We start from the raw sequence: 19100 nt of genomic DNA on the forward strand, positions 1-19100 counted from the left end.
AGCCGGCCATGACGACCGCGACAGCAGGGACCGTCCGCCCGTTCCGCGTGGAGGTGCCCGACGAGGCGCTCGCCGAGCTGCGGCGGCGCGTCGCGGCAACGGTCTGGCCGGAGCGGGAGACGGTCCCGGACGCCTCCCAGGGCGTCCCGCTCGCGACCATGCGGGCCCTCGCGGAGCACTGGGCCACCGCCTACGACTGGCGCGCCTGCGAGGCGCGGCTCAACGCCCTGCCCCAGTTCGTCACCGAGATCGACGGGCTGGAGATCCACTTCCTGCACGTCCGCTCCCGGCACGAGGACGCCCTGCCGCTGGTCGTCAACCACGGGTGGCCCGGCTCGGTGGTCGAGCAGCTGAAGATCGTCGGCCCGCTCGTGGACCCGACCGCGCACGGCGGCGACGCCTCCGACGCCTTCGACGTCGTCGTCCCCTCGATGCCCGGCTACGGCTTCTCCGGCAAGCCGACGAGCACCGGCTGGGGCCCCGAGCGCATGGCCCGCGCCTGGGCCACGCTCATGCAGCGCCTGGGCTACGAGCGCTGGGTCGCGCAGGGCGGCGACTGGGGCGCGTTCGTCGTCGACCAGATGGGCCTGCAGGCACCGCCCGGGCTGCTCGCGATCCACACCAACATGCCGGCCACCGTGCCGGCCGACGTCAACGCGGCGGCCCTGGCCGGCGAGCCGCCGCCGCCCGGCCTGTCCGACGAGGAGCGCCGCGCCTACGGCCAGCTGCTCCGGACGTTCGGGCAGGTCGAGTACGCCCGCTACATGGCCGCCCGCCCGCAGACCCTCTACGGCATCGTGGACTCGCCCGTCGGCCTGGCCGCCTGGCTGCTCGACCACAACGACGCCGACGGCCAGCCCGCCGCGGCCGTCGTGGCCGCCCTCGACCGGACGGCGAGCAGCACCGGCGAGCTCACCCGCGACGAGGTCCTCGACAACGTGACGCTCTACTGGTTGACCGGCACCGGCGTCTCCGCCTCCCGGCTGTACTGGGAGTACCGCGGCGGCTTCTTCGACGCCAAGGGCGTGCAGGTCCCGGTCGCCGTCAGCGTCTTCCCGGGCGAGCAGTACGAGGCGCCGCGCAGCTGGGCCGAGCGCGCCTACCCGCGGCTGATCCACTACAACCGGCTGCCCCGCGGCGGGCACTTCGCCGCGTGGGAGGAGCCGCACCTGCTCGTCGACGAGCTGCGGACCGCGTTCCGGCCGCTGCGCCGGCCCCCGGTGCCCGGCCCGCGCCCGTCGAGCACGGACACCGCGGTGACGCGGTGACGGGTACCGGCCCCTCCCTGTGGACCGGGGCGCTGGCCGGGTACGCGGCCAGCCGCACCATGGACGCCGCCACCGGCTGGTTCCACGGCCGGCAGAGCGCGGAGTCCCGGCGGCGGGAGGAGGAGATCGCGCCGGGCGGCACGCTCGTGCAGCTGGGCAGGCAGCTCGGCGGCGTGGCGGGGCGCGACCTCGACGACGCGGCGGCCGGCCGGGTCGGGCTCGCCGTGCACCGCACCCTCGGCGTGACCTACGGCGTGCTCGCCGCGGCGCTGGTCCGCCGCGGCTGGCCCCCGCTGGCCGCCGGGCCGGCCGTCGGCGCCGCCGCGTTCGTGCTGGTCGACGAGGGGACGGCGCTGCCGACGATGACCGCCTACCCGCTGGTCAGCCACGCCCGGGGCGTGGTCGGCCACTCGACGGTCGGGCTGGTCATCGGCCTCCTGCTCTGGCTGACCGGCCGCTCCTGACGCCGCACGCCCGAGGGGCTCCTCCGGCCGCCGGTCCCGCGGGAGGATGGTCGACGCGCGGGGGCCGGGTGCGCCGGGAGGCGCCGTGCGGGAGTTCGCGGAGCTGCAACGGGACCTGGCGCCGGCCTGCGCGGCGAACGCGCCGGGCTCCCGGATCCCGCACGTGCTGGTGACCCTGCCCTCGTTCAGCATCGGCGAGTCGCTGCTGTCGCACTACGCCGACCGCCTGCCGGCCCTGGAGCACCGGTACCTGGTCACCGTCCTGCTGCTGCCCCGCGTCCCCGGCTGCGAGCTGGTCTTCGTCAGCAGCGCCCCGCCGCCGCCGGCGCTGGTCGACCACTACCTCTCCCTGGTGCCGCGCGCCGCCCGGGCCTCGGTGCGCCGGCGGCTGTGGGTGCTCGTCGTCCCGGACACCTCCTACCGCCCGGTCGCCGCGAAGCTGCGCGACCGGCCGGACCTGGTCGAGGAGCTGCGCCGGCACATCGGCGGCCGGCCGGCGTTCCTCGAGCCGTGGAACGTCACCGCCGACGAGGTGGAGATCGCCCGGCGGCTGGACGTGCCCGTCGACGGCACCGCGCCCGAGCTGTGGCCGCTGGGGTTCAAGAGCGCCGGGCGGCGGCTGCTCGCCGGCGCCGGGGTGCCGGTGCCGGCCGGGTGCGAGGACGTGCACACCGTCGAGGACGTCGACCGCGCCGTCGACGACGTGCTGCGGCGCCGACCCGGCGCGGCCGGCGTGGTGCTCAAGCTCGACGACAGCGGCGCCGGCGACGGCAACGTGGTGCTGCGCCGGGACGGCCTGCCCGGCTCCGCGGGCCACCTGCGCGACGCGGTCCGCCGGCTGCCCGACTGGTACCTCACCGCGCTGACCCTCGGCGGCGTCGTCGAGGAGCTGGTGACCGGGGACCGGTTCGCCAGCCCCAGCGTGCAGGGTGAGATCACCCCGGACGGACGCGTGACCGTGCTGTCCACCCACGAGCAGGTGCTCGGCGGCGACAGCGGCCAGGTGTACCTCGGCTGCCGGTTCCCGGCCGAGCCGCACTACGCCGCGGAGCTGGGGAGCCACGGGCGGGCGGCGGGGGAGGCGCTGGCCCGCTGCGGCGCCCGCGGCCGGTACGGCGTGGACTTCGTCGCCACGTCCGGCCCGGGCGGGTGGACGCTGCAGGGGCTGGAGATCAACCTCCGCAAGGGCGGGACGACGCACCCGTACACGGTGCTGCGCAACCTCGTGCCCGGCCGCTACGACCCCGACCTCGGCCGGTGGACCGCCGACGACGGCACCGTCCACTGCTACTGCGCGACCGACAACCTCGTCGACCCCGCCTGGACCGGGCTGCCGCTGCGCGAGGTCGTCGACGCGGTGGACCGGGAGGGGCTGCGCTTCGACCGGCGCACCCGCACCGGCGTCGTCCTGCACATGCTGTCCGGGCTGGCGGTCGACGGCCGGTTCGGGCTGACCGCGATCGCGCCGACCCCCGCCGCGGCGCACGAGCTGCTCGAGCGCACCCACGCGAGCGTCGACCGGCTGGCCCGGCGGCCGGTGGCCGCCGGGCCGTGACGAGCGCGCCGTGACGAGCGCGCCGTGACGAGCGCGCCGTGACGAGCGCGCCGTGACGAGCGCGCCGTGACGAGCGCGCCCTGACGAGCGCTCAGACGGTCTCGGGCACCCGGAGGTGGGCCAGGACCAGCTCGAACTCGGCGACGTCGGTGATCTCGGCGCCGCTCTCCCGGCTCGCCCGCTCCCGGATGGCCGCACCGGCCTCCCGGTTGCGCTCCAGGGCCGCGCGGTCCGCGTAGGTCACGGTGGTGGCGGCCGCGCCCTCCCGGCGGTCGAGCAGGACGCTGGCGCTGCAGAAACCGTCCAGCTCCTCGAGGCGCGGCAGCACGCCCATCCGGAAGGTGTCCAGGAGCTCGTCGGCCCGCTCGGGGTCCGAACGCAGCCAGGTGACCCGCGCGCAGGCGCCGGCCGGGGCCTCGTGCAGCCGGTGGAGCGCGGCGATCTCCCAGGTCCGCACCTCCGCCGCGCCGCCGAGGACCGCAGCGAGCCGGTCGCGCATCGGCCGCACCCGGTCGGCCGTGGCGCTCATCGCCTCCTCCGTCTGCCACGCGGTCGCGACGATGCAGCGGCCGGTGTCGCGGTCGACGAGGAAGGACAGGCCGACGCAGCCGTCCATGTCCTGGACCGCCGGCATCACCTCGTCGCGCATGTAGGCGACCGCGTCGTCGATCGCCTGGGTCGTGCCGTGGATGGTGGTCGTCCGTGCGTACACGTCACCGCTCCTCTCGTGCGCGCGGCGACGCCCGGTGCGGCACCGCCGCACGGGCGAGCGTCCCCGCGGTCGCCGCGCGTGGCAACGGGCACGTGCGCGTCCCGGGGGTCAGCGCCGCGGGCGCCGCCCGATCCTCGACCCCAGCCAGGTCAGCGGGTCGTACCGGCGGTCCACCACCCGCTCCTTGAGCGGGATGATGCCGTTGTCGGTGAGGTGGATGCCCTCGGGGCACACCTCGGAGCAGCACTTGGTGATGTTGCAGTAGCCGAGGCCGAACTCCTCCCGGGCGGCGTCCCGGCGGTCGACGACGTCGAGCGGGTGCATGTCCAGCTCGGCCAGCCGGATGAGGAAGCGCGGCCCGGCGAAGGCGGCCTTGTTCTCCTCGTGGTCGCGGATGACGTGGCAGGTGTCCTGGCACAGCCAGCACTCGATGCACTTGCGGAACTCCTGCGGCCGCTCGACGTCGACCTGCTGCATCCGGTGGTTGCCGTCGGGGTCGCGCGGGCGCGGGGTGAACGCCGGGACCTGCGCGGCCCTCTCGTAGTTGAAGGAGACGTCGGTGACCAGGTCGCGGATCACCGGGAACGTGCGCAGCGGGGTGACGGTCACCGGCTCGTCCTCGGCGAAGGTGCTCATCCGGGTCAGGCACATCAGCCGCGGGCGGCCGTTGACCTCCGCGCTGCACGAGCCGCACTTGCCCGCCTTGCAGTTCCACCGGACGGCGAGGTCGCCGGCCTGCGTGGCCTGCAGCCGGTGGATGACGTCGAGGACCACCTCGCCCTCGTTCACCCGGACGGTGAAGGTCTGCAGCTCCCCACCGGAGGCGTCGCCCCGCCAGATCCGGAAGGTGGCGTCGTAGCCGCCTCCGCCGCCGCTCCCGGCGCCGCCCCCGCGACCCTCGTCCACCGCGCCGAGGCTCGGCTCCGCAGGCTCGGTCACGTCCCCTCCTCGCTGGCGCTCGTCGGGTACGTGCCCGGCGGTGCGGTGTCCCCGCGTGACCTCGCGAGCTCGGTCACGTCCCCTCCTCGCTGGCGCTCGTCGGGTACGTGCCCGGCGGTGCCGTGTCCCCGCGTGACCTCGCGAGCTCGGTCACGTCCCCTCCTCGAAGACCTCGGCGAGCTCCGGCGGCATCTGCGGCAGCGGCTGCCGGGCCACGGTCACCCCGCCGTCCGCCGTCCGGGTGCAGACCAGGTTGGTGCGCCCCCACTCCGGGTCGGTCGCGGGGAAGTCGTCGCGGGTGTGCCCGCCGCGGCTCTCCTCGCGGGCGAGCGCGGCGCGGGCGATGCACTCGCTGACCAGCAGCAGGTGCGGCAGGTCCAGCGCCAGGTGCCAGCCGGGGTTGTACTGCCGGTGCCCCTCGACCGACAGCGCCGCGACCCGCTCCCGCAGGGCGGCGATGCGGGCCAGCGCCTGCTCCATCTCCGGCGCGGTGCGGATGATCCCGACCAGGTCGTGCATCGTCTGCTGCAGGTCCAGCTGCACGGTGTACGGGTTCTCGCCCCCCTCCCGCTCGAACGGCGCCAGCGCCGCCCGGGCGGCGTCGGCCAGCGCCTCCTCGGCGAGCGCGACCACGCCGGCCCGCTTGGCCGCGTGCTCGGCCGCGGCGGCGCCGGCGCGGCGGCCGAACACCAGCAGGTCCGACAGCGAGTTGCCGCCCAGCCGGTTGGACCCGTGCATGCCGCCGGCGACCTCGCCCGCCGCGAACAGCCCGGGCACGGACGCCGCGGCGGTGTCCGGGTCCACCTCGACGCCGCCCATCACGTAGTGGCAGGTGGGGCCGACCTCCATCGCCTCGGCGGTGATGTCGACGTCCGCCAGCTCCTTGAACTGGTGGTACATCGACGGCAGCCGGCGGCGGACGTACTCGGCCGGGCGGCGGGTGGCGATGTCGAGGAAGACGCCGCCGTGCGGGGAGCCGCGGCCGGCCTTGACCTCGCTGTTGATGGCGCGGGCGACCTCGTCGCGGGGCAGCAGCTCGGGCGGGCGCCGGTTGTTCTTCTTGTCGTCGTACCAGCGGTCGGCCTCGTCCTCGGTCTCCGCCGTCTCCTTGCGGAAGTAGTCCGGGATGTAGTCGAACATGAACCGGTTGCCGGCCGAGTTGCGCAGCACCCCGCCGTCGCCGCGGACGCTCTCGGTGACCAGGATCCCGCGCACCGACGGCGGCCAGACCATTCCGGTCGGGTGGAACTGGACGAACTCCATGTTCACCAGCCCGGCACCGGCCTGCAGCGCCAGCGAGTGCCCGTCGCCGGTGTACTCCCACGAGTTCGAGGTGACCTTGTAGGCCTTGCCGATGCCGCCGGTGGCCAGGACCACCGACGGCGCCTCCCAGGCCACGAACCGGCCCGACTCGCGCCAGTAGCCGAACGCCCCGGTGACGCCCTCGTCGTCGGTGAGCAGCCGGGTGACCGTGCACTCCATGAACACGTCGACGCCGAGGGCGACGGTGCGCTGCTGCAGGGTGCGGATGAGCTCCAGGCCGGTGCGGTCGCCGACGTGCGCGAGCCGGGCGTAGCGGTGGCCGCCGAAGTCGCGCTGGCTGATCAGCCCGTCGGGGGTGCGGTCGAACAGCGCGCCCCAGTCCTCGAGCTCCCGCACCCGGTCGGGCGCCTCCTGCGCGTGGATCTGGGCCATCCGCCAGTGGTTGAGCATCTTCCCGCCGCGCATGGTGTCCCGGAAGTGCACCCGCCAGCCGTCCTCCGGCCAGGCGTTGCCCATCGCCGCGGCGATGCCGCCCTCGGCCATGACCGTGTGCGCCTTGCCGAGCAGGGACTTGCAGACGACGGCGGTGCGCGCCCCGGCCTCGTGCGCCGCGATCGCCGCGCGCAGTCCGGCGCCGCCGGCCCCCACCACCACGACGTCGTAGGCGTGCCGCTCGAGCTCCATCAGAAGAACCTCACGTCCCGGATCGTGTCGGTGGCGAGCAGGAGGACGTAGAGGTCGGCCAGCGCGACGCTGGCCATCGACGCCCACGCCCACTGCATGTGGCGGGCGTTGAGCCGGGAGACCAGCGTCCAGGCGCGGTAGCGCAGCGGGTGCCGGGAGAAGTTGTTCAGCCGCCCGCCGACGACGTGCCGGCACGAGTGGCAGGACAGCGAGTAGAGGGCCAGCAGCGTCGCGTTGACCAGCAGCACGAGCGTGCCCAGGCCCATGTGGCCCCACTCGCCGGTCTCGTCGCGGAAGGCGAGGACGGCGTCGTAGAAGAGGACGACGTTGATGAGCAGCGCCGCGTAGAGGAAGTAGCGGTGCACGTTCTGCCCGACCAGCGGGAACCGCGTCTCACCCGTGTAGCGCCGGTGCGGCTCGGCCACCGCGCAGGCCGGCGGCGACAGCCAGAACGACCGGTAGTAGGCCTTCCGGTAGTAGTAGCAGGTCAGCCGGATGCCCAGCGGGAAGACCAGGATGTAGATCGCCGGGGAGATCCACGTCGGGCCGGTGAACAGCTCCGGGAAGGTGTCGCCCTCGCACCGGGTCGACAGGCACGGCGAGTAGAACGGCGAGATGTAGGGCTCGGAGAAGTAGTGGGCGTTCTGGAACGCCCGGACGGTCGCGTAGACGACGAACGCGAGCAGCGCCGCCACCGTGATCGCCGGCTGCAGCCACCAGCGGTCGGTGCGCAGCGTGCGCGCCGCGATCGTCGCGCGGCGCGGGGCCGGCCCGCCGTCGCCGCGTCCGGCCGAGGTCGCCCCCGTCCCGCGCGGCGAGGTGGTGGTCACCGGCGGGTGCGGCCGGACCCGCCCAGGCCCTCGTCGTCGCCGTCGCCGTAGACGACCGCGAACGGCTCCCGGGGCGTGGCGACCCGGGCGCCGCACAGGAGGGCCAGGTCGTCGCGCAGCCGGGCGACGTCGACCCTGAGCCGGCGGGCGTCCACGGTGTCACCGAAGTGCCCCGTCAGCGGTGCGCACGCCTCCTCCAGCGCGTCCACCGCGCGGCGGGCCGCCGCCACGTCCTGCTCCAGGGACATCGCCGCCTCCAGACCCTGCTGGCGTCGCCGGGAAGCCGAGGGGGGAAGTGCACCACCGACGCCGGGCCGGGGAAAGGGGGCGCTGCGCCGTCCGGGGTCAGGACGCGCGGTCGCGCACCCCGCGCAGGAGGCCCGCCCACTGCCGGAGGACGTCCCACCGGTCGGGCGGCGGCACGGGCGCGGGGCGGGCGAGCAGGTCGAGCTCCGCCCGGAGCGCGGACCGCTGCCGCCCGAGCTCCGCCAGCTCGGCCAGGAGGGCGGCACGGCGCGCGACGGCCTCCCGGTCGAGGCGCTCCCGGGTGGCGGCCGCCTCGGCGTCGGCGCGCCGCCGCTCCTCGCGCCCGGTGGCCAGCATCGCCACGACGCCGGCCCGCGCCCGGACCGCGTCCTCCTCGGCACGCTGCCGCACCCGGTCGGCGTCCGCGGCGGCGCGGCGCTCCGCCGCCCGGACGTCGTCCAGCCGCGCCGCGGCCTCGGCCCGGGTAGCGGCGGCCGACCGCTCGGCCTCGTCGAGGAGCCGGGCGGCCCGCGCGGCGCACTCCGCCTCGTACGCGGCCGCCGCGGCCGCCGTCCGGTCGGCCTCGGCCTCGGCGTCGGCGAGGGTCCGCTGGGCGCGGGCGACGACCCGCTCCGCCTGCTCGGAGGCGGCGGCCCAGGCGGCCTCCGCCTCGGCGCGCATGCCCTCGGCCTCGTCGGCCGCGGCGGCGAGCACCGACCCGATCCGCCGGGACACCTGGAGGAACTCCCCACCGCCGGACGAGTGGCCGAGCAGCGCCCGGGCCTCGTCGAGCGCGGCGCGGGTGCTCAGCAGGCGGGTGACGAGGTGCTCGCGCTCGCGGTCGGCGGTGGCGAGCTGGTCCTCGGCCCACTGCACGTAGGTGTCGACCTGGAAGCGGTCGTAGCCGGCCACGGCGCGGCCGAACATCGGGCCGGCCTCGAGGACGGTGGACAGGTCCCCAGAGACGTTGGGCCGGCGCCGCTCCAGACCCGTCGAGCGGAGCTCCTCGTCGACCTGCAGCTCGGCGGTCATCCCGCTGCCTCCCTCCGTCCGGGTCCGTTCCGGTTCCCGGGACGGTAGAGCGGCCGGCCGCGGCGTCGTCCGTACGTCCGAGGTGGGATCACCCGGGAGGCGACCCCGGCGCGCCTGATCGGGTGCCGCCGGCTCCGGGGGTGTCTCAGCGTGACGTCGCCCTCCCGGGTGGAAGACCGCGGACGGGCGTCGCCGGGGCGCGCGGTCGGGCACGCTCGGCCCATGGCAGACGTCCCGACCCCGCCGGACCCGGGGAGCATGACCGTCCCGCCGCTGTTCGGCTGGGAGTCCATCGTCGTCGGCCTGCTGCTGCTCGTGGCCGTCGTCGTGGTCCTGGCCGTGGTCGGCGCGGCGCGGTCGGGCGCCGGCGGCCGGGCGGATTTCCAGTCGTGGCTGGACGCCCGGTCCGCGCGGTCCGCCGGCCCGCACGACGGCACCCCGGGGGTACCCCGGCGCGGCTGACCGCGCCGGGGCCGCTCACGGCGCCGGGGGCGCCTCCTCCGCGGGCTCGGGTGCGGGCGCCGGCTCCTCCGCGGGGGCCGGCTCCTCCGCGGGGGCCGGCTCCTCCGCGGGGGCCGGTTCTTCCGCGGGGGCCGGTTCTTCCGCGGGGGCCGGTTCTTCCGCGGGGGCCGGTTCTTCCGCGGGGGCCGGTTCTTCCGCGGGGGCCGGTTCTTCCGTGGGCGCCGGTTCGGGCGCCGGCGGAGGTTCGTCGGCGGGCGCCGGCTCGGGTGCCGGCTCGGGTGCCGGTTCGGGCTCGGGTGCCGGTTCGGGTGCGGGTGCCGGCTCAGGTGCCGGTGCCGGCTCCGGTTGGGGTGCCGCCTCGGGTTCCGGCTCCGGCTCAGGCTCGGGCTGGGGTGCGGGAGCCGGTGGCGGCTCGGGCGCCGGTACCGGTTCCGGTGCGGGCTCGGGCGCTGGCGCCGGCTGGGTCTCAGGTGCCGGTGGCGGCTCGGGCGCCGGCACTGGTTCCGGCTGGGGTGCCGCCTCGGGTCCCGGCGCGGGCGCGGGCTGTGGCACCGGTGCGGGTGCGGGCGCCGGCTCGGGTGCGGGCGCCGGCTCGGGTGCGGGCGCCGGCTCGGGAACCGGAGGCGCTTCCGGGCCAGGTGCCTGTTCCGGCTGGGGCACCGGCGGGGGCGGGACCTCGGGCTGCGGCACCGGTGGCTGGTCGTCTGCCGGTGCCGGCGACTCGTCGGCCTCGGGTAGCGGCTCCGGCGCGGGACCGGGCGCCGGCTGCGGCTCGGGCTGGGGCGCCGGCCCTGACGGGGCTTCCGGCGCGGCTGGCGGTGCCGCCTCCGGCTGCGGTGCCGCCTCCGGGGCAGGTGCCGGCTCCGGGGCAGGTGCCGGCCCCGGGACAGGGGCCGGCGCAGGCGCCGTCTCGGACTCGGGTGCCGGTTCCGGCCCGGGTGGAGGTGCGGGCGCGGGTTGGGGCGCGGGTGCCTGCTCCGGTGAGGGTGCGGGCGCCGGTCCAGGCGCGGGCTCCGGCTGGGGCGCCGGCTCGGGCGCGGGCTCCGGCTGGGGCGCCGGCTCGGGTGCGGGTTCCGGCGCAGGCACAGGCGCGGCATCCGGCTGGGGTGCGGCCTCGGGACCAGGAGCCGGCTGCGGCTCGGGCGTCGGCTCAGGCTCCGGCTCCGGGGCGGCTGGGGTCTCGGGTGTGGCCTCCGGCTCGGGCTGCGTCCCCGGTGCGGACTGCGGCTCCGGCTCGGGAGCCGGCGCAGGGGCCTCGGCGGGCGGCAACTCCGGCTCACCCGCCTGGTCCGCTCCCGGATCCGTTTCGGTCGCCAGGTCGGGCGCCGCCTCGTCCTGGGTCGGCGTCTCCGGCTCCGGGGCGGGCTCGACCTGGGTCGGCGTCTCCGGCTCGGACGGGGTCCCGGGCTCGGGTCCGGTCGCGGGGTCGGGCTCGGACGGCGTCTCCGGCTCGGGCGCCGGCTCGCCGTCGGTCGACGACCCGCTGTCGGTCGACGACCCGCTGTCGGTCGAGGGCCCGGACTCCGCCTCGGGCTCCGGCGGCGACGGGACGGACCCGGGAGCCGGCTCGGTCTCCGGCTCGGGGAGCTCGTCGGACCCGGTCGGGAGCTCGGCGTCGTCCTCGCCCCCGGACCCGGACCCGGACCCGGACCCGGACCCGGACCCGGACCCGGACCCGGACCCGGACCCATCCTCGACGTCCGGCTCCGGTGCGGCCGGGGGTGCGGTCTCGTCGACGGGAGCCGGCGCCGGCGCGACTCCGGTGTCGGGCGCGTCCGCCTCGGGCAGCGGAGCGGGCGGCGGCGGGGGCGCGACCTCGGTGGTGGGAGCCGCCGAGACCGGCGGCGGGGCCTCGGCGCCACCCGCCGCGGGCGGCGGCGCCTCACCGGTGGCGGCCGGGACGTCCGGAGCCCGCGGGGGTCCGGCATCCGCCTCCTCCGGCGCGGGCGCCGCCTCGCTCGACGGGGCCGCGGCGGGCGGGGGTGGGCTCGACGGGGCGGGCGGGCTCTCCCAGATCTGGCTGAAGGCGCGCACGATCCCGCCCGTGGCGGGGGTGCCCTGCAGGGCCTGCGCCAGCGAGGCGACACCCGTCGTGACGAGCAGGACCGCGGCTCCCGTCGCGGTGCGCGCGGCACGGCCGGGGAGCCGGGCCCACCACACCGTCCGCTCCGGGGACCGCACCCCGGCCGGCCGGGGCGCGGCTGGGCGCCGGCCGCTGACCCACCGCGCGACCAGCGCCGAGAGCACCCCGCCCAGGAGCAGCAGGGCGATGCCGAGGACCAGCCACACCGTCGCGGAGGAGGCGGGGTCCGCGGCGGTGTCCGAGGTGGTGACCGAGTTCGTCACGACGTCGGCGGTGCCGGCCACGATCGCCGAGAACAGCAGCGCCCCCGCGACGGTGACGGCGTCCTCGGTGCGGCGGGGGAGGCGGCGGGACGCCACCCGGGACGCGTCGCGGTCGTGGCTGACGACGGGGCGGCGCCGGGGCCGGCGAGGGCGGACGAGGACAGGCCGCGCGCCGCCGCCTCGGGCGCCGGCGGGACGCCGTCGTCGTGCACGCATGGAGCCTCCAGGTGATGCGGTGCCTGGTCGTCCGGAACCCGTGCCGCGCCAGCATGGTGGGGCGCTCACGACGGGCGCAACACGTCTCCGACCTCCGACGGGGGTCGGGACGGCGCCCGTCAGGCCATGTCGACCGCGATCTTGAGCTGCCCCGGCCGGGGGGCGATCGCGGCCCCGAAGGCCGCCTCCACGTCGGCGACCGGGTGGACGTGCGTGACGTAGCTGTCGCGCAGCTCCGGGTGCGCGGCCAGGTACGCGCCGGCGTCGGTCAGCACCCGGCGGCGCTCCAGGGTGACGCCCGAGCGGAGGGTCAGGTTCTTCCGCAGGAAGGTCATCATGTCGAACGGGTAGACCGGGTCGTCCGGGACGCCGAAGTAGAAGACCTGGCCGCCGGGCGCGACGGCGTCCAGCGCCGGCTTGAGCGTCGTCACCTGGTGGCCCACGGCCTCGACGACGACGGCGGGACGGTCGGCGTCGGACAGCGTGCCCGCCCACCGCTCGGCGCGTGCCGTCACCGTCTCGTCGACGCCGAAGGCGGACGCGGCGTCGCTGCGGTCCACCGGGTCGACGCCGGTCACGCGCGCCGCGCCGCGCGCCTTGAGCACGTGGCTGAACAGCAGGCCGATCGGGCCCTGGCCGATCACCGCCACCGACTGCCCGGACACGTCGCCGAGCTGTTCGGCGGCGTACAGCACGCAGGCCAGCGGCTGCAGCATGACCGCGGTCGTGGGCGGCAGGGCGGTGTCGTAGCCGGCCAGGCCCTCGCCGTCGGTGACGACGAGCTCCGCGATGCCGTCGAACATCGAGGCCCAGCCGACGACGAGGTCGCCGGGGGAGTGGTCGGGGTGCCGGCTGGCGACGACCTCCCCGACGATCTCGTGCATCGGGAAGCCCGGCGCCCGGGTGGCGCCCCAGCCGTCCTCGGCGGCCGGGTGCGGCCACACGCCGCCGCGGAAGTTGGGCAGGTCGCTGCCGCAGATGGCGCCGGCGCGGGTGGCCAGCAGCACGTGCCCGGGTGCCAGCGCGCCGGCGTCCGGGGCCGGGACCTCCACCTCCTCGAACCGGAAGGGACCGCGCAGCGTCTGTGCCCACATGGGTGTCCTCCGTCCTGCCGGGTGCCCCGGCGCCGGGGCGGCGCCCCTCAGCCTGCACGATCGCCGCGGCCCAGCGCCTCGGCCAGCGCGGCGGTCCGCGCCCGGAGGAACTCGCGTGAGACGGGCGCCCACGGCTCGACGCCGTCGAACAGGTGGTAGGCCCCGGGGACCACGTGCAGGGTGCACCCGGTCCCGGACTGCCGGAGCCGCTGCGCGTAGGCGACGTCCTCGTCGTGGAACAGGTCGCACGTGCCGACGCCGATCCACGCCGGCGGCAGGCCGGAGAGGTCCGGGTGGCGCGCCGGCGCCGCGAGCGGGGGGACGTCGTCCGTCCGCCAGGCCGGGCCGAGGTACGACCGCCAGCCGAACCGGTTGCTGTTCGCGTTCCAGAGGCGCACGCAGCGCTGGTCGACGTCCGTGCGCGCCGCGGTCCGGTCGTCGAGCATCGGGTAGGAGAGCAGCTGCAGGACCGGGCGGACCTCGTCCCGTTCCCGCGCGAGCAGCGCGAGCGCGGCCGCCAGTCCGCCGCCGGCGCTCTCCCCGCCGACGGCGATCCGCTCGGGGTCGACGAACGGGCGGCCGGCGAGCCAGCGGAGGGCCGCGAGGCAGTCGTGCAGCGCCGTGGGGAACGGGTGCTCGGGAGCGAGCCGGTACTCGACCGACGCGACGGCGATGCCCAGCCGGTCGGCGAAGCGGCGGCAGGCGCGGTCGTCCTGGCGCGCGGTGCCGATGACCAGCCCGCCGCTGTGCATCCACAGCAGCGCGGGGGTGCGCGGCGGACCCGACGACGGCCGGAACAGGCGCACCGACACCCCCGGCGCGACCGGCGCCTCGACCGCGCCCCACCGTCGCCGGGTGGTGGCGAGCGCCCTCGTCAGCAGCCGGACGGCGCGCAGGCTGCGCGGGCCGACCACGGTGCGCGGGACCAGCGGTGCGGCCCGCAGGTCGCGGTGGAAGGACGGCGTGGGCACGGGTGCTCCTCCCGGACGCGGTCGCACGCGGCCGGGCCGGGCCGGGTGCGGTCCCGCCCACGATGCCGGTGCCGGACCGGGACGACCAGGCCGCGACGCCGACGCGCCGGGACCCACCGGTCAGGCGGGGGTCCGGGCGAGGTCGTTCCACCGGTCGAGCAGCCGGTCGAGGTGGCCGACCGCGTCCGCGACGCGCTGCCGGGCCGCGGGCGTGTCCTTGACCTGCCGCGCGCGCCGTGCGGCGCCGAACTCCAGCCGCGCCAGGTGGAGCTGGAGCCGCAGGTCCTCCTCGGGGCCGGTGTGCAGGACGTCCACGACCACCTCCCCTGCGTGTCCGGACCGGACCGGTGGTCCGCGTCGAGCCCTCGTCGTCGACCGACCGCGCGTCTCCGGCAGCGGCCGGTCACCAGTGGGACTCCCGGCGACGCCGGGACTCACCGCCCTCACATCACCAGGTGCGCGGCCTCGCCGGTGGACTGCTCGACGTCGTCCGTCGCTGTCCGCAGCAGCCGGTGCGCCAGGTCGGACAGCGCGCGGGCGACCGCGATCTCGTCGCCGATCACGGGGACGTCCCGGTCGGCCGGGTCCAGCCGGGCGAACCCGATGCCGGTCAGTGCCGCGGTCTCGCCGGGCTGCAGGTGGGCGACGGCGCGGGTGCGGCCGTCGTGCTCGCCGATGTCGATGCGCACCGTCCAGGTCTTCACCGCGTCCACGTCGGCCTCCTCTCGGTGGCGGGGCTCCGAGGGTCCTCCTCCGGGCGGGCGGCCGACGCGGCCGGAAGGCCGGAGTGCCCGGGACCTGTGGCCCCGGGTCCCGCCGCCCGGCGCGGCGTCGTCCGTACGTCCCGCCCCGTGCCGACCTCCGGCCCTGGGGAGGCGGCCCCGACGTCCCCAGCCTCGGGGGTGTGACCGTGGTCCGGACCCGCCCGCCGTCGACGGCCGGGCGGCGGGCGAACGCCGTCGCCGCCGTGGTGGCCGACGGCGTCCTCCTGCTGGTGGTCCACGTCTGGCCGGGGTGGGAGGTCGTCCCCTTCCTCACCGGCGAGACGACGCGGGTGCTGCCCTTCGTCGACGCCGCGCTCGTCGCCGGGATCGCGGTCGCCCTGCTGCAGCTGGTGCGTCCCGGGGGCGCATCGGTGCCGGCGGGGACGCTGGTGACGACGGCGTTCGGCCTGGCCGCCACGGTGCGCGGGCTGCAGGTCTTCCCGTTCGACGTCGGCCCGGGCTGGGAGGTCGTCGTGCGCGTCGTGCTGTGGCTCGGCATCGCCGGTGGCGTCGTCGGGGCGCTGGTCGCCCTGCTCGCGCTGCTCCGCCTGCGCGGGGCGCGGCGGTAGTCCGCCGCCCGGGCCCGTCCGGCGGCCGATGCGGGTCTCGGTGTCCCGTGCGGCGACGGCGGCCGACGCCGGCCGCGCGGTCGCCGCCGTGGCCGCCGCCCGGGACGGGGTGCGGCCGGCGCGGTCGCACGCGGGCCGGGGAGCCCGGCAGGGACCGAAGGACGCCGCAGCCGGGACCTCCGGCCCGGGGGTGACCGTGCCGCAGGTGTGACGGTCGACCCCGACGTGGCGACCAGGGAGGACCGATGACCGACAGCACCACCCGGGACGGCGACGGGACGGCGTTCGGCCCGCCCGTGGAACGCGACGGCGCCACGGTGATCACTGCGACGCGGTCGACCAGCCACACCGCGAGCGCCGGCGACGGCCGCACCGGGCGACGACCCGCCGCCGAGATGGCCGGGGCGCGGCCGCTGGGCGCGTTCGAGGTGCGCGACGGCCGGGTGCGCTGGCACCCCGTGGTCGACGTCACCCGCGTGGTCACCACCGCCGAGGTCGTGCTCGGCGCGGTGGCCGTGGCGTCCCGCCTCGCGGGGCGGCCGAGCCCGGCCGTCGCGAAGGTGACGATGGGCCCCGGCGGCTGGGTGAGCATGAAGGGCGGCGCGATGGCCGTCCGCCCGGCCCGCCGCCTGTGGCGGCGCACCCACCCCACGGTGGGTGTCCGGCGGCCGTGGTGGGCCCGGCTGCTGGCCGCCACCGCGCTCGAGCGGCTGGTCGGCTGATCGCCGTGGAGGTCCGCAACCGGGTCGTGGACCCGGCCGTGCACGCGCGTGCGCCGCGGACCGGGTGGTGCTGCTGGAGCCGGCCGTGACCTCCCGGGCTCCGGCCGGGCCGTCAGGCCCTCCGGTCCGTGACCGGACCCCGGGAGCCTCGGGCGTGGCTGCTCACCCGTCCGGTGCGCGCCGTGCCCGCCGCCCGTCCCGTCCGCCCGGGCGAGGTCCCGCATGAGCACGTCCACGTCTGACCGGCCGCACACGGCGGCCCGGCCGCCGCGCGCCTTCAGCCGCCGCGTCGCCGCGGCGGGCCTGCCGGCCGGACCGGCGATCCCCGCGCCGGTCACCGAGGACGACCTCGCCGGCCTGCCGTCCGCCGCCGTCCGGTACCTGGAGGCGATGGGCGTGGTCGGCCGGCCGCGCACCTGGTCGCTGCGGGCGCACTGGACCGGCCGCTTCCGCCTCGGCCCCGACCGCCCGTGGATGCCGTGCGACGCCTGGCAGTACAACGCCGCCGAGGAGGTCGCGCGGCTCTACCGGATGCGGCTGCTGGTCGGCGGCGTCGTGCGGATGTGGGGCTGGGACACCTACCGCCACGGCACCGGGCGGATGCTCGGCAAGGCCCTCGGCCTGGTCACCGTGGCCGACGGCTCGGGACCGGAGTTCGACCGCGGGGAGCTGGTCACCTGGCTCAACGACGCCGTCCTGCTGGCCCCGGCGGTGCTGCTGCACCCCCGGACCCGGTGGGAGGACCGCGGCGAGGACCGGTTCGCCGTCTCGGTGACCGACGCCGGCCGCACCGTGAGCGCCGTGGTGGCCCTCGACGGGTCCGGCCGGCCGCTGGACTTCCGGACCGGTGACCGCTGGGCCGACCTGCCCGGCGGTCCGGTGCGGACGCCGTGGAGCACGCCGGTGCGCGGCTGGACGGTCGTCGGCGGCCGTCCCTGCATGACCGGTGGCTCCGCAGTGTGGCACCTGCCCGAGGGGGAGTACGTCTACGGCGAGATGACACCGGTCGGCCTCGACCTCGACGTCCCGCCGGGGCGGTGAGGCCCGTGCTGCGCACCCTCCTGCTGGCCGGCGCCGGGGCCGCCGGCCTCGAGCACCTGCACCGGCACCGCGACTGGGGTGCGACGCCCGGCGAGGTGGCCCGCGCCCCTCCCGGGCGACGAGCTCGTCCCCGAGCCGGCCGAGCAGACCACCCTGGGGGTGTCCGTCGCCGCGCCCGCCGAGGAGGTCTGGGCGTGGCTGGTCCAGGTGGGGCGGGGCCGCGGCGGCACGTACAGCGGCCGGGGACGAAGGTCCCCGGACGCGGGGACGTCGGCCCGCGGACCCACGCGGGCGGACGGCGCAGGGTCGGAACGGGCCCGGCGGGTGACCGGGCAGGGAACGGAGGCGGACGGTGACGACGGAGCAGGGGACCAGCGACGCGACGGGGCCCGGCCGCGTGGTCGTCGGTGTGGACGGGTCGCCGGGGGCGCGCACCGCGCTCGGCTGGGGCCTCGCCGCGGCCGCCCGCACGGGAGCGCGCCTCGAGGTGGCCAGCGCCTACCCGGTGGGCTTCCACTGGACCGACCCGTTCCTGCTCGACACCCAGCGGCTCGACGCCATCCGCACGGACACCGAGGAGCGGGTCCGCGCGCTGGTCGAGGAGGTCCGCCGCGACCCGGCCGTGGCCGCCGTCCCCGGCACCGCCGAGGTGCAGACCGACGTCGTGGTGGCGGCGGGTGCGCCGGCCGAGCACCTGGTCGCCCTGGCGGAGGGCGCGGACCTCCTGGTGCTCGGCAGCCGCGGCCGGGGCCGCGTCCGCAGCGCGCTGCTGGGCTCGGTGGCCCTGCACTGCGTGGCCCACGCGCCGTGCCCGGTCGTCGTCGTGCACCCGGGAGCGGTCGAGCCCCCGCCGCGGGTCGTCGTCGGCGTGGACGACTCGGCGACGTCCCGTGCCGCCCTCGCCCGCGCCGCCCGCGAGGCCGAGCGCCTCGGCGCGCGGCTCGAGGTGGTCGCCGCCTACCAGCCGGCGTCCTACTGGAGCGACCTGTACGCGATCACCGCACCGCCGGCCTCCGAGACCGAGGAGCACGCCCGCGCCCGCGTGACGGCGTTCGTCGCCGACGTGCTCGGGTCGGTGGCGGGGACCGACCTCCGGGTGGTGCAGGGGTCCCCGGGGGAGGCGCTGGTGCAGCACGCGGACGGCGCCGCGCTGCTCGTCGTCGGGAGCCGCAGCCGCAGCCGCCTGGGCGGGATGGTCCTCGGCTCCGTGGCCCTGCACTGCGCGGTGCACGCGCCCTGCCCGGTCATGGTGGTGCACCCCGGGCGGGTCGCGCAGCAGGCGGCCCCCGCGGAGCCCGCCGTCACGAGCGCGGTGCCGGAGCCCTCGGTCTGACGGTCGCCGCGTCCGGAACCGGTCCGAGGGAGGGAGCAGCGATGCGGGGACGAGAGGTGGCACGGGCCCGCCGTGAGCACATGGCCGGCCGACGCAAGGCCGGCCGACGCACGGCCGGCAGGCGCACGGCCGGCGGCCGCGCGGTCGGCCCCGTGGCGGTCCGGGCGCTGGCGGTCGGCGCGGTGGCGCTCGGCTCGGCGGCAGTGGGCGGTCTGGCGGTCGGCTCGCTCGCCGTGGGACGGCTCGCGGTGGGACGGCTGGCCGTGGGCCGCGTGGCCGTGGGACGCGCGGACCTGCGCACCGTGCGGGTGGCGCGGCTGGAGGTCGACGAGCTCGTCGTCGGCCGCGTGTCGGGCCTCCCGACGACGCCGGGCGCGGTCGAGGCAGACGCGGTCGACCCGGCCGCGGCCGGGAACGGCGGCGGCCGGCTCGGGACCTGACTCCTCAGCCGTGCAGGGCACGACCGTTCCGGGGGGGGGGGGGGGGGGGGGGGGGGGGGGGGGGGGGGGGGGGGGGGGGGGGGGGGGGGGGGGGGGGGGGGGGGGGGGGGGGGGGGGGGGGGGGGGGGGGGGGGGGGGGGGGGGGGGGG

The 19100-nt window shown here is 77.7% G+C and carries 19 protein-coding genes; 9 read left to right on the plus strand and 10 right to left on the minus strand.

All coding sequences use genetic code 11. The annotated features are described in order from the left end of the window. Positions 1-8 precede the first annotated feature (8 nt). From ACI79Z_RS20670 to ACI79Z_RS20680, 3 genes are all read left to right on the plus strand, one after another. Positions 9-1268 carry an epoxide hydrolase family protein gene (locus ACI79Z_RS20670; RefSeq protein ID WP_456903703.1) on the plus strand — a complete coding sequence of 420 codons (1260 nt, stop codon included), beginning with the start codon at positions 9-11 and terminating at the stop codon, positions 1266-1268. Beyond that, entirely contained in the window at positions 1265-1732 is a 468-nt protein-coding gene (locus ACI79Z_RS20675) for a hypothetical protein (RefSeq protein ID WP_387994188.1), read from the plus strand. The genes ACI79Z_RS20670 and ACI79Z_RS20675 overlap by 4 nt, the downstream gene beginning before the upstream one ends. An 85-nt stretch (positions 1733-1817) precedes the next feature. Further along, on the plus strand, positions 1818-3287 hold the full coding sequence (locus tag ACI79Z_RS20680) for a peptide ligase PGM1-related protein (RefSeq protein WP_456903706.1): 1470 nt from the start codon (positions 1818-1820) through the stop codon (positions 3285-3287). Between the two features lie 91 nt (positions 3288-3378). Here the strand turns inward: ACI79Z_RS20680 and ACI79Z_RS20685 are convergent, their stop codons facing one another. The 6 genes from ACI79Z_RS20685 to ACI79Z_RS20710 all read right to left on the minus strand — a co-directional run bounded on the left by ACI79Z_RS20685 (position 3379) and on the right by ACI79Z_RS20710 (position 8993). Beyond that, positions 3379-3999, minus strand: a complete 621-nt coding sequence (locus tag ACI79Z_RS20685) for a hypothetical protein (RefSeq protein ID WP_387994193.1) — start codon at positions 3997-3999, stop codon at positions 3379-3381. A gap of 108 nt (positions 4000-4107) precedes the next feature. Then, the gene (locus tag ACI79Z_RS20690; RefSeq protein WP_456903709.1) at positions 4108-4938 is read right to left on the minus strand and encodes a succinate dehydrogenase/fumarate reductase iron-sulfur subunit; all 831 of its coding nucleotides are present in this window, start codon (positions 4936-4938) and stop codon (positions 4108-4110) included. A gap of 150 nt (positions 4939-5088) precedes the next feature. Further along, positions 5089-6885 (minus strand): fumarate reductase/succinate dehydrogenase flavoprotein subunit, encoded by a 1797-nt coding sequence (locus tag ACI79Z_RS20695; protein WP_387994198.1) that lies wholly within the window; start codon positions 6883-6885, stop codon positions 5089-5091. Beyond that, on the minus strand, positions 6885-7715 hold the full coding sequence (locus tag ACI79Z_RS20700) for a hypothetical protein (protein WP_387994201.1): 831 nt from the start codon (positions 7713-7715) through the stop codon (positions 6885-6887). Before ACI79Z_RS20700 ends, ACI79Z_RS20695 begins: the two co-directional genes overlap by 1 nt. After that, positions 7712-7963, minus strand: coding sequence for a hypothetical protein (locus ACI79Z_RS20705; protein WP_387994204.1), 252 nt, complete (start codon positions 7961-7963; stop codon positions 7712-7714). The genes ACI79Z_RS20700 and ACI79Z_RS20705 overlap by 4 nt, the downstream gene beginning before the upstream one ends. A 97-nt stretch (positions 7964-8060) precedes the next feature. Continuing rightward, a complete protein-coding gene (locus ACI79Z_RS20710; RefSeq protein WP_456903712.1) occupies positions 8061-8993 on the minus strand; it encodes a hypothetical protein in 933 nt (310 codons plus the stop codon). Between the two features lie 222 nt (positions 8994-9215). Here ACI79Z_RS20710 and ACI79Z_RS20715 point away from each other — a divergent pair, with 222 nt between their 5' ends. Continuing rightward, the gene (locus ACI79Z_RS20715) at positions 9216-9455 is read left to right on the plus strand and encodes a hypothetical protein (protein ID WP_456903714.1); all 240 of its coding nucleotides are present in this window, start codon (positions 9216-9218) and stop codon (positions 9453-9455) included. Positions 9456-12136: 2681 nt separating this feature from the next. On the opposite strand, the gene ACI79Z_RS20720 is transcribed toward ACI79Z_RS20715, so the two are convergent. The 4 genes from ACI79Z_RS20720 to ACI79Z_RS20735 form a co-directional block, all read right to left on the minus strand. Further along, positions 12137-13111: a zinc-binding dehydrogenase gene (locus ACI79Z_RS20720; protein ID WP_456903716.1), complete on the minus strand. Its 975-nt coding sequence runs from the start codon at positions 13109-13111 to the stop codon at positions 12137-12139. Between the two features lie 47 nt (positions 13112-13158). Beyond that, positions 13159-14082, minus strand: a complete 924-nt coding sequence (locus ACI79Z_RS20725; RefSeq protein WP_456903717.1) for an alpha/beta hydrolase — start codon at positions 14080-14082, stop codon at positions 13159-13161. Positions 14083-14202: 120 nt separating this feature from the next. Beyond that, positions 14203-14397 carry a hypothetical protein gene (locus tag ACI79Z_RS20730; RefSeq protein WP_387994219.1) on the minus strand — a complete coding sequence of 65 codons (195 nt, stop codon included), beginning with the start codon at positions 14395-14397 and terminating at the stop codon, positions 14203-14205. Between the two features lie 128 nt (positions 14398-14525). Continuing rightward, positions 14526-14795 carry a DUF1876 domain-containing protein gene (locus ACI79Z_RS20735; protein ID WP_387994222.1) on the minus strand — a complete coding sequence of 90 codons (270 nt, stop codon included), beginning with the start codon at positions 14793-14795 and terminating at the stop codon, positions 14526-14528. 191 nt (positions 14796-14986) lie between these two features. On the opposite strand from ACI79Z_RS20735, the gene ACI79Z_RS20740 reads away from it, so the two are divergent. The 5 genes from ACI79Z_RS20740 (at position 14987) to ACI79Z_RS20760 (ending at position 18951) form a co-directional block, all read left to right on the plus strand. Next, on the plus strand, positions 14987-15415 hold the full coding sequence (locus ACI79Z_RS20740) for a hypothetical protein (protein ID WP_387994224.1): 429 nt from the start codon (positions 14987-14989) through the stop codon (positions 15413-15415). Positions 15416-15660: 245 nt separating this feature from the next. Then, positions 15661-16137, plus strand: a complete 477-nt coding sequence (locus ACI79Z_RS20745) for a hypothetical protein (protein ID WP_387994226.1) — start codon at positions 15661-15663, stop codon at positions 16135-16137. 222 nt (positions 16138-16359) lie between these two features. Next, the gene (locus ACI79Z_RS20750; protein WP_456903721.1) at positions 16360-17178 is read left to right on the plus strand and encodes a DUF6544 family protein; all 819 of its coding nucleotides are present in this window, start codon (positions 16360-16362) and stop codon (positions 17176-17178) included. Between the two features lie 352 nt (positions 17179-17530). Further along, a complete protein-coding gene (locus ACI79Z_RS20755) occupies positions 17531-18511 on the plus strand; it encodes a universal stress protein (protein ID WP_387994231.1) in 981 nt (326 codons plus the stop codon). Positions 18512-18591: 80 nt separating this feature from the next. Beyond that, positions 18592-18951 carry a hypothetical protein gene (locus ACI79Z_RS20760; protein WP_456903724.1) on the plus strand — a complete coding sequence of 120 codons (360 nt, stop codon included), beginning with the start codon at positions 18592-18594 and terminating at the stop codon, positions 18949-18951. Positions 18952-19100: the final 149 nt, after the last annotated feature.

Source organism: Geodermatophilus sp. SYSU D00663 (assembly GCF_054050655.1).

What these genes read in the sequence shown, in the direction of transcription:
- ACI79Z_RS20670 (WP_456903703.1), top strand. Translation starts at nt 9, where the DNA reads ATGACGACCGCGACAGCAGGGACCGTCCGCCCGTTCCGCGTGGAGGTG.
- ACI79Z_RS20695 (WP_387994198.1), bottom strand. Translation starts at nt 6,885, where the DNA reads ATGGAGCTCGAGCGGCACGCCTACGACGTCGTGGTGGTGGGGGCCGGC.
- ACI79Z_RS20705 (WP_387994204.1), bottom strand. Translation starts at nt 7,963, where the DNA reads ATGTCCCTGGAGCAGGACGTGGCGGCGGCCCGCCGCGCGGTGGACGCG.
- ACI79Z_RS20710 (WP_456903712.1), bottom strand. Translation starts at nt 8,993, where the DNA reads ATGACCGCCGAGCTGCAGGTCGACGAGGAGCTCCGCTCGACGGGTCTG.
- ACI79Z_RS20715 (WP_456903714.1), top strand. Translation starts at nt 9,216, where the DNA reads ATGGCAGACGTCCCGACCCCGCCGGACCCGGGGAGCATGACCGTCCCG.
- ACI79Z_RS20720 (WP_456903716.1), bottom strand. Translation starts at nt 13,111, where the DNA reads ATGTGGGCACAGACGCTGCGCGGTCCCTTCCGGTTCGAGGAGGTGGAG.
- ACI79Z_RS20745 (WP_387994226.1), top strand. Translation starts at nt 15,661, where the DNA reads ATGACCGACAGCACCACCCGGGACGGCGACGGGACGGCGTTCGGCCCG.
- ACI79Z_RS20750 (WP_456903721.1), top strand. Translation starts at nt 16,360, where the DNA reads ATGAGCACGTCCACGTCTGACCGGCCGCACACGGCGGCCCGGCCGCCG.
- ACI79Z_RS20760 (WP_456903724.1), top strand. Translation starts at nt 18,592, where the DNA reads ATGGCCGGCCGACGCAAGGCCGGCCGACGCACGGCCGGCAGGCGCACG.